Here is a 10792-nt window from a genome sequence, read left to right on the forward strand (position 1 = left end):
TCGATATGTACGGCGGTGCGGAGAGCGACGCGGGATCCTCTTTCAACGTCGTCGATATGTACGGCGGTGCGGAGAGCGACGCGGGATCCTCTTTCAACGTCGTCGACATGTACGGCGGTGCGGAGAGCGACGAGGGAGCCACTTCCAGCATCGTCGACATGTACGGCGGTGCGGAGAGCGACGCGGAGGACGGCGCGCGGTCCGCAGGCGACGCCGGCGGCCCGGCGGTGACCTTGACCAAGCCGACCGGCCCGATGGAGACGCGGCGGGCCAGGCCGCTGACCACGGACCAGTACGAGGTGATCGACGAGCGCGGTGACGGTGTGCTGTTCCGCCGGCCTGGGGAGCCTGTTCTGGCGCGGCGCTCCCCGGGGGCGTGGGAGGGGGCGTCTGCCGCGCCGGAGTTCACCATGCTGGCGCAGGAGTATGTGGAGACGTCGGTCTCCGACCGGCCGCGGTTGAGGATTTCTGCGGACAGTACGCTCGCCGTCGAGGATGGCGTGGCGGGGCAACGGGTTTTCGCGACGGAGGCGGCCGTCGCGGAGTCGAACGCGAAGTTGAGGCGTGCGGGTCACATCGTCGCCCTCAAGGTCGATCGCAAGAAGGCCATCGTTTTGCCTGCCGAAGACGGGGAGAGCCGGCGCCTGTTCCTCGTCGAACCGGAGTTCAAGCCCCTCCCCGGGCAGTCCCAGGATGACGGCTCTCGGCAGTTCACCGAATACTTGAACGCCACCGGCCGGGTGTCGCACCTGGTCTTCGGCGGCCGGGAGCGCGGTCCGGTGACCACCGCGCCGGTCAACGCGGCCGACCCGACCGAGATCATCGGTACCCATTACCTCGCCGAGGCTCTGACGCGAATGGCCGACGGGAAGATCCCGCCGCAGAACGTGACCCCAGGGTGGGCGGCCGAGCAGATCCGCCAGGACGCCCGGCCGAGCGGTGGGGGCGGTGGCCCGCTCCCCGGCGAGGGGTACGGCAGTGCGCTCGCCCTGTCCGACACCCCGAGCCCGCGCCGTGGCGCCCTGTCCTATGCGGCACGCCTTCTCGGCATCAACGAGCACGCGTGGGCCGATGTGGGCGAAAGCTATGCGGTCCAGTCCGTCGCCGCACCGGGGGACGGGGGAGGGCCGGATCTGACGCGTAACTTCGCCAAGCCCGGTTCCGACCCGGCCAAGCATGTCGGTTACCACTTCGCGACCGTCGTGCTCCAGAGCGAGGACGGTAAGACCCAGATCACCCTGGAGAACCACGCGCGGAAGGCGTCGCCGGCGTGGGAGGCCGTGCGCCGGGAAACGGTCGAGGCGAATCTGAGCAACTACACGCTCGACGAGTTGAAGCAGATCACCGAGGCTCTGAAGGAAAGACGCGCACAGCACGGCGGGGACAGCACCGACCCTGTCCGCAAGGAGCTGAACGGCTACTTCTATGCGGCGGGGGCGTTGGTCAGGGCCAAAGAGGCCCAGGAACGGGTGCTGAGCACGGCCGAGGGGTCCGCGGAACGCGCGGCGGCCGAAGCGGCGCTGGACAAGCAGATCCGGGGCGTCATCAGCGGTCTGGAGAATCTCGAGGAGGTGCTCGGTCAGCTCATCCCGGTCAAACGCCAGTGGTACATGCGGATGCTCTCCAAGCGTCCCGGTGAGAGCATGCACGACGTCAGCGCGGGACTGCTGGAACCGGGACCCGCGTCCGTCGCCAACCCGCTCACCTCCGTCGTTCTGCTCGGCCACTACCTTTCGCCCGCGCCCGTCAGGTTCATGGCGGGCGCCGAAGTCGACAAGAATCACTTGATCTCCTTCGTCAGGGTGGTGGCCAAGGTCGGCTTGTGGAACCACGACCACAGGATCGACCTGCCGTCCGTCACCATCACCGGCCCCGCCACGGCGCGCGGCCGTTGGAGCGAACAGACGGAGGCCGCCGAGACTGCCTTCCTCGAGCTTCTGGACGGCGAACTGCAGGAGCGTCAGGCCGACAGCGAGGGGCCGCACCTCACCGCCGGGCACTTCATGATCACGAAGACCGCCGGCGACACGGTCACGGTCTCGTTCGATGATCACCGCGGTGGGCCGCGCCGGGTGGACACCCGCGGTGCCCAGCGCGAGGACCGCGCCGAGCCCGGCCCGCAGACGCGGCGCCGTCGTTGGCTCGATCGCCTGGTGCGCAGGCCTGGAACTCAGAGGAGTCCGCTTCCGGACGCGAGGTTGCGGAACGGGCGAGCGGTTGCTCGGGGGAGTGGTAATGAGCCGCGGTGGCATGGGGTCGTGTCGCCGGAGGGGCGTCATGTGGGAGATGTGTACTTCCCGGCTGCCGATGCGGAACTGCGGTCGTTCTATGGAGGTTTTCAGGGTGCGGGGTTCCGGTTCTGGCGGGGGGCGCCGGGCCGTGAGGTGAGCGTGCGGCTGGAGTTGCCGGTCAGTGATCGTTCCAGTGCGTATCTGCTGGCGTGGCATGGTTCGCAGCCGCCGCGGGATGAGGTCGGGGTCGTGCGGGCCACGGCGCGGGAAATCGTCGGCCAGGGCTTTACGACGTTGTTCCTCGTGCGGTGCACGGACGCTACTCCGGAAGCTTCGCCGGAGTTGGCGAGGGTGGCGCGGGATCATGGTCTGGCGATTTTCAATTGGCGTGGTGGGGCGGCGCTGACGCCGGAGGAGTTCCATTCGTTGCCGGATGAGGCGGGTCGGCCTGGGTTCGTTGAGGCGTATCGGGAGGATGGGGGTGTGGATTACTACGGTCCGGCGGGTGAGGTTGCCGGGGCGGTGCCGACGTTCCTGAGGGAGTGGCAGCCTGCGGAGGATCCGGAGGGCGGCTCGGGGGCGCCGGATGCGCCGGATGCGTGGTTGTCTTCGCCCGCTGCGGGGCCTTCCTCACGGCCCGGCCGCCTGCCGGGCGGATCCCCGGACCAGGGGAGGAATCCGCTGGAGGAGGGGTGGCCGGTCGGCCGCCGGCTGACGGTCATGGAACCGCGTTCCGGCGACCTCGCCGATCTGGACCTGGTGCCGCTGCACGAGGTGCCGGATATCGGTGAGACCTCCGGGGAGCCGTTCGTCTGGGAGCGCTCGCATCCGTCTCACTCGGCGCCGTTCACGTACGAGATCGAGCGCACCGGTGTGATCAGGCTCCTCGGAGGACTGTCACCCGATGACTGGACGAGCTTCGGACACGATTTCGTCCACGAGCCGACCGGCGCCTACCTGCGGGGGGACAACGGCTGGATCGGTCACATCGGCAATCACGGCGCGCTGCTGGGGCAGCTGTACTCCATGGACCCGGCGGCCCGGCCCCACCGGCTCGTGGTGGATGAGACCGCCATGTACCTCGTGCCGCTCGAGGAGAGCGGTATGGCCGTCCGCATCCCGTTGCGAGACGGCACTGGGGGGGCGTCAGGCTCGGACGCGACACCGCTCGTGCCGTGGTATGTGGCGAACGGCGGACTCGGTGACGGTTCCGTGTCGTCGGTCGACGACGTGGTGGACGGGTCACTGCCGGGCGGCCGGCCCGACGAGGCGGTCAGCCGCTGGATCGATGCCGTCACCTCGGGCATGGCGTCGTCCGTGGCGCGTGCGGTCCGCAAGGAGATCCTCGCGGTGCTGGCGGAGAAGGAGCCCGCGCGATGGGAGCGGCTGCTTCTCCACGGTGAGTTGATCGTCGAGGAGAACACGCGGGTCAAGCTGTCCTTCTCCGTGGAGGAGGCGAAGTTCGCGTCGCCGGAGGAGGCGGGGACCGACCCGGGCTACCAGACGTACTTCAGCAAGTACGGCGACACCACGTACGCCGAGCAGGACTCGCGCGAACGCCGAAGCGCCAAGCACGGGCAGATCGAACCGATCCTGTTCCTTCCGGTGGCGGTTCAGGTGGCTCTGTCGCACTTCTCGCCGGTGTTCAAGGCGGGAACGGAGCGCGGCTACGGTTCCTGGCAGACCATCCTGATGGAGGTCCAGTCGGGGAACCGGGTCATCACCAACGCCACGCACGGTCACACGGCACGAATCCGGGTGCGGGCCACCGTCGACCGGGCCGAGGGGCCGGATCTCCTGCTCCCCGGCAAGGCGCGACTGGCGTTCCCCAAGGTCTACACGTCCGCCGCCGAGGCCGCCGTTCTCATGGCGCGACCCAAGAACGGCCGGCACCCGGTCGTGCCGGTCGTGGACCCGGACGTGCTCCATGGCATCGACCATGCGGTGACCGCGATCGTGCCCGAGCCGCTGCTGGCTGGGCTGCGCAGCGTCCTCGATCACCTCGGGCTCCCCGCGAAGGGCGTCGACGAGATCGTGCAGGAGGTCGCCGAAGAGTACGCCAACGAGAAGACGTTCAAGGACCGCAGCCAGTGGTGGCTGACCGACAGCTGGGTGACGAGCCTGGTCGCCAAGAAGATGGCCACCCTCTCCGAGTTCCAGGGACATCTGGAGTTCAGCGGACGGCCGCACACCGTGCGCTACGTGACGACCACCGATGAGGAGGTGCTGCTCCGCAACGACATCGCGGACACGGTGCGGATCGCCGACGGCCAGAAGTACAGCACCGGGGCGAGCACCACTCCGGGCGTCGCCTTCGGCATCGAGCTGGGCCGCCATATGGCCACGCCCAGCGTCGATCTGCCGAAGCTGAGTTCCTCCCACGAGTATGGGCGCACCCTGACCACCGGAGGCCAGCTCAAGAACGCCATCATGCGCAAGGACCGTCTGGTCCGCTACCAGACCGAGTTCCTGATGACGGTCCGGGTCAGATCCGGTCACGGCGACGTATCGTTCACCCTCCTGGTCACCGGAGAACTGGGGATCGGCCTCGCGCACGCCAAGGAGTTCGAGCGCAACGCTCTCGGCGGAGCGCTCACCGGCTCCGGGCTCATCCCCGCGGAGCAGCCGAAGGCTCCGGGGGCAGCGGAAGAACTCGACACGCCCGCCGGGTCCACGGCGCTCGAGGAGCGGTCACCGGCGGCGATCGGCGAGAGTGCGCCGGTCCAGGGTGAGACGACCGGTGAGGACGCGGCGGCCCGGCCGGAGGTGGCAGCAGGGCCGGAACCGCAGGAGCCGACGACGGCCGCCGGTGAGGCCTCCACCGCGCCGGAGCCCGGGACCGGGCGTTCGGCGCCGTCTTGGGCCGACTTCGCGCAGTGGCTGAGGTCGCGGTTCACGGACGGACGCCCGCCCGAGCCCTTCCCCGACGGCGGCGTACGGGACACCGGCGACCTCGTCGCGCTGGCCGGCCGAGGGCCGATCGAGATCGTCCTTCCCCCCGCGCTGCACGATGCGTACGTCCCCCACTGGCTCGACGCGCAGGGCGGTTGGCAGGCGCTGTACGCGCATCCCGGCGTCACCTGGGTCCTGCCGGCGGAGGAGCACGCGTTCCTGGTCTCGCGTGAGGACTCCGGTGGCCCCGGACCGGTGTGGCGGTACGTGCTCAACGAGGACGCCCGGGTGGTCGGCGCGCTTCTCATGGACGACCTGGAGGGCGAGCGGCAGCCGCGCTGGTACGTCCCCAATCCGGCGGCGGACAGGCCCATGACGGCCGAGGCGCCGCGCCCGTGGTATGAGGATCTGCTGCCGCCGCTGCACGCGGCGGGGCTGACGGCCGTCATCGACTTCTTGAACTCGGGCGGGACGCCGCAGGTCCAGTTGACCGAGGCGCTGCAGGGCAGGCTGCGGGATCCGGGCGAGGACCGGACCCTGCACGAGGCCGTCGACGCGCTGCTGGCGGAGCCGCGGATCCAGGTGCTGGCCCCCGACGGCAGGCGAGTGCCGGAGCAGGAGGGCGGAGAGCAGGCCGGCGAACGACGCTTCGTTCTCGACGAGCGCGGCCAGGCCCACGGTCCGCTGCGGACCTGGCACCATGTGGTGCACCCCCGCGAGCCGCTCGCGCTGGCCGCCCGTACCGGCCTGGGCCGGGGCATCGTGCGGGAGATGCCGGGCCGGGAGAAGGTCTACCGGGAGATCGTCGACGAGCTCGCCCGGCAGATGCGCACGGCCGGCGTCGAGGGCAGGATGTCCGCCGCCGCGCGTCAGCATCTGGCGCGGGCGCTGGCCATGAAGTTCGGGGTGCCCGGTGGCCGCGGCACCGCCGCGGACGGCGTCGACGGCGACATCAGCCACGAGGTGACGATCGACGGATACACGTTCACCGCGGTGCTCCACACCGAACTGCGGGCGCTGCGCCGGGACCCGGTGGCCGAGGTGAACGTCAGCCTGGACACCCAGCGTAAGAACGTCGCGGGGGTGGACACCGAGGACAAGAAGGGCCGCGCCGTCGGCGCCGGGTTCAAGATCAGTTTCCGGGTCAGGATCAAGGGCCTGTTCAGCCTCGACGTGCACCTGCTCGAACTGCACGGTGAACGCGCTTGGCACCACAAGATCGGTGTCGCCACCGGGGTCAAGGAGTACCGCCGCGCGCGGACGAACGGAGACGCCACCCGTTTCGAATACGAGACCGTGTACAGGCCGGCGGTCACGACCAGGCGTGCGTCCGGGGAGCCGGTCGCGGCCCGGGTGTGGGAGCGGTCCGGTGACGAGTACTGGACCGCCGTAACCGTCTCCGACGAGCACCTGCCCGCCAAGCCGCTCCCCGCCGACGAGATCCTGACCTACGGCCAGGTCACGGTGAAGACCGGGCCGATGGACGAAGAGGGGTTCCGGCGGCTGGCCGCCCCGCCGGGGAAGGACAGGGGCGAGGAGTTCCATCTCAAAAGCCTGACCGGTGTCCATGTCGACCTGACCGGCGCGAACGAGATCTCGGCGAATATCGCCGAGCTGGTGGGCGCGCACAACAAGGTGCGCGGGGTCAGACCGCAGGACGACGCGTTCAAGCAGGTGCTCGCCGCGCTCGTGCCGTCCGGCCGCCGGTACGGTGCCGCGGAGCAGATCCTGCGTACCGGAACGCGCACGTTCCTGGAGTCCAACGCCCGGCGCCTGCTGACGCACACCGCGGCCGGCTTGGCCGGGTCCAGCGTCCTGCCCTCGCCCACGACCCGCCGTGGCCTGCGGATTCCGCTGCCTTCGCTCCCCCACGGATGGCGGCAGGAGGTCAGGGTCTGGGGTCGGACGTTCAACGTCCGCCACGAGCAGACGGTCAAGGGCACCACCCTGGAGCAGTACAGCGAGTCCGACCTGCGGTTCGGTGAGGAGAACGCGACCAGTTACGGTGTCGACACCTCCGCCGGCCCGGCCGGTGTGTTCCAGCACCGCCCCTCCGGGGAGGGCGACGACGCAGGGCACGAGCCGACGAGTGATGACGCAGGGCACGAGCCGACGAGTAATAAGGCGGCCAGCGGGGCTTCGATCGGCCTCGTCGGCGGCGGTGAGGCGTCCCGTGGCCGCAGCGAGAAGGAGATGGGCGGTGCGCTGGACCTGAACCTGGGCACCTACTCGGGTGACGGCGAGCAACTCGGCGCGGATGTCGTCTACACCATCGAGTACCGGCGCTGGCGCGATGTGCGCGGCAAGCGCAAGCTCCTTGACGCCTTCCGCAGGGGCGAGGGGGAGAATGTGCGCGGCGCGCGCAAGCTCCTTAACGCCTTCCGCAGGGGCGCGGGGGAGCGGGTCTCCTACCGTGCCCAACGGCACGTGAAGATCACTCGGGGGGTCGAGCTCCTGGTCCCGTACGTCCTTGCCGCCGACCATGGCCTGCCCGTGCCGGCCCGAGACGACCTGCCGTCCGCGAAGGGCGAACGTCACTACCTTCACGACGACCTGGCCATGGCCGCCGCGCATATCGAGGAGGTCGACGCGGCGGACGTCGTCGACACGATCGAGGCACTGCTCGGCGGGAACGTGGACCCGGACGTGCTCACCGCGATCGAGACGGCCTACGACGAGGAGGCGATCCGCAGCCAGTACAAGACCGCGCGCCGAGGCGGAATCCCCCGCATCTTCACCACCCCCGCCCCGATGTGGGGTGAGGGCCACCGTGTCTGGGACTACCTGAAGATGGACGCCCGCACCGGTGGCACGCTGCACATCGGGACCCGCGTGATCGCCATCGAGGACTCGATCACCTACCGGCGGCCCAGGCCCGATGTGAAGCTGACGACCGGTGGGCAGGCGTTCGTCCAGATCGGTAAGGACCGGAGCAGGGGGCACGGCTGGCACGTCGAAGGATTCGGCGACGGCCGGTGGGCGACCGCGCCGTTCGGTCTGCGACCCGCCGGTGGTGCAAGCGCGACGTACGAGCGCAGAGACGCGGTGAAGACCGGCCTCGAATCCACCGCGCGGGACGTTCGGCGTGCCACGGCCAAGGACACCGCACAGGAGTTCTCGCACAGTCTCCGGTACCGCGTTGAAGTGTTCTTCCGGTACTCGCCGAGCGAGCTCTTCCAGCGGTCCGGGCAGGTGGCGAAGCTCCTGCCCCAGCTCGTGGACGTTCTTTCTCGGGGAGAGGCCCACCGGATGTGGCGGCACCTGTTCCCCGCCGGCACTCCGGCGGCCGCCAGCCGGGATGTACACGGCCGGGCAAAGGTCCTCGTGCCCACTCACCTGACCGCTGCCGGTCCGAGACCGGACGCGGCCGGGACGCCGGTCGAGATATCGCCGGCGCTCACGCGCACGCGGCCGCCGGCTCCCACCGCACTGGCCACCTCGCTCGCCGAACACGTGCACGCCATGACGCTGCCCGGAATCGAGCACCTGGCACGCTGGGCACCGGCCGCCGCGATGCCCCGGCGCCGGATCGACGAGGCGGCAGTGGCGCGGGGTGTCGCACCGACCACCAAGGGGTTCGGCCCCGCCCACGAGAACACCCTGACCGTCGATATCGCACTCGACGAACGCGATGCCGCCGCCAACATCGACAAGCTGCTGCGCGGCACCTACCGCATCCCGCTCGTCGGCGGTGACGACCTCACGCTTCAAATGGTGCCCACCCGGGGACGATGGAAGACGCGGGGCGGTTTCACCGGGCTCAACTTCCCCGAGCACTCTCAGGAGCCGGCGCGGGAACACGAAGCCGAACGGGGATGGACCTTCGCCGGCGAAACCAACGTCGGCCACGCGTTCGCCCGGCCGATACAGGAGGGCGCCGACCAGCCCATAATCGATCCCGGGGGGTCGTACAGCAAGGCCAAGCGGAAAGCCCGCATGTACAAGAACTCGGCGGGCGACTACGTCGAGTCCAACCGGCAGCGCGATGACGACTATGACTACTACGTCTTCGACGCCCGGTTCTACGTCAGCGGCCCGCGCGGGCACCACGTCGTCCTGGACGTTCCCGACGGCTTCATCGGCATGCTCCCGGTCACGGTGGCCCGCCGGCTGATCAACGACCTCGGGCCGGACCTGGAACGGCCGCCGCTGGGCGATGCCGAGCTACCGGCCTCCTGGGCCGAGAGCGGCACCCTCCCTCCCGAGGCCACCGCCGAGATCATCGACCTGGCAGGAGGCATGGCGGCGCTGCGCGGCCGGACACTGCGGCTGTGGACCCGCACCGACCACCTGGCGACGGCCGCCGCGACGGCCAAGCGGATCACCACCCAGACCGGCATACCGGTCGAACTGCTCACCCGCGACACCGACGGAACGATCAGCCGGTACCCGCAGAGCGCACCTCAGGCCCCGCGGCCGGTGACCACGTCGCCCGACGAGCCGGGCGCGGCCGTCAAACCCTCGCTGAACGGGCTCACGGGTCCGGCGGATGAAGGTCCGCCCGCCTCCGCGCCCCTCATCGACGAGGACCGGCAGGTCTCCCTCGCCGACCTCGAACGCGCCGGGATCGATCTGACGCCCGCGCAGCGAAGCCAGGCGATCCTGAGCGGCGGCCTACGCGGAGCGGACCTGACGCGCGTCCAGCGCTCCCGGCCGGCCGTGGAGATCGAGCCCGTGGTTCCCGAGCCGCCGGTGGTTTCTTCGGTGTCGGGTGGCCGACGTTCTGTGGTTTGGGGGAGTCGTGGCGAGCCACGATGGCGTCGGGTTGTTTCACCGAATGGTGATCGTGTCGGAGATGTGTTCTTCGATGATGCTGATTGGGCGTCGCGGGCGCCGTTTTATTGGGCTTTGCGGCATGCGGGGTTTGTTTCCTGGCGGGGGGTGCCTGGCCGAGAGGTGGCCGTGCGGGTGGAGGTGCCGGTCGATGATCGTTCCGGTGTGTATCTGCTGGCGTGGCATGGTTCGCAGCCGCCGGACGAGGTGGGCGTCGTCCGGGCCACGGCGCGGGAGATCGTCAGCCGGGGCTTCACGACATTGTTCCTTCTGCGGTGCACGCATCCTGGTGTGGCGCCGTCCGCCGAGTTGAGCCGGGTGGCCCGGGACTTCAAGCTGACGATTTTTGAGTGGCTCGGTGTGCAGGCGCCGACGCCGTGGTGGATTCATTCGTTGCCGGACAAGGAGGGTCGGCCTACCTCTGTTCGGGCGTATCGCGCCGACGGAGGCGTCGACCACTACGGTGCCGCGGAGGACTCTGCCGGGGTGGCCTTGGGTGGCGTGGCCGATCGGTTGGGGTATCCGGCGAGGGAGTTGTGGAACGCGCCGTCTCCCCAAGCGACATCATCCGTGCCTTCGCTCGCCGCGGTCCCCTCTTTGGCGACGTCGGGGAGTTTTGTGCGGGTTGGTCGGCGGGGTGTTGTGTTCGGTGAGGTGGAGTTCTTTTTGGCACCGATGGTGGGGGCCCGGGGTGATGGGTTCGGTGAGGCGTTGGTGGCGTCGTTGGGTGCTGCTGGGGTGGTGGGTGCGCCGCGCACGGTGGGTGAGTTGTATGCGCGGGTGAGTGGTCTTGCGACGGAGGAGGATATGCCGGTTCCGCCGACGGTGGAGGGGAGGGAGCTGGCTCCGCGTTTGTTGCGGGAGTTCCGCGGGCTGCTGAGGGGTGATGGTGGTGG

Annotated in this window: 1 protein-coding gene; it reads left to right on the plus strand. The window is 69.7% G+C overall.

Annotation, left to right across the window (positions count from 1 at the left end; genetic code table 11):
- Window positions 1–10792 (plus strand): hypothetical protein (locus NE235_RS36860; RefSeq protein WP_252811527.1); only part of this gene is annotated, 10792 nt, incomplete at both ends.

The organism is Actinoallomurus spadix (assembly GCF_024055725.1).
GTDB lineage: Bacteria > Actinomycetota > Actinomycetes > Streptosporangiales > Streptosporangiaceae > Actinoallomurus > Actinoallomurus spadix.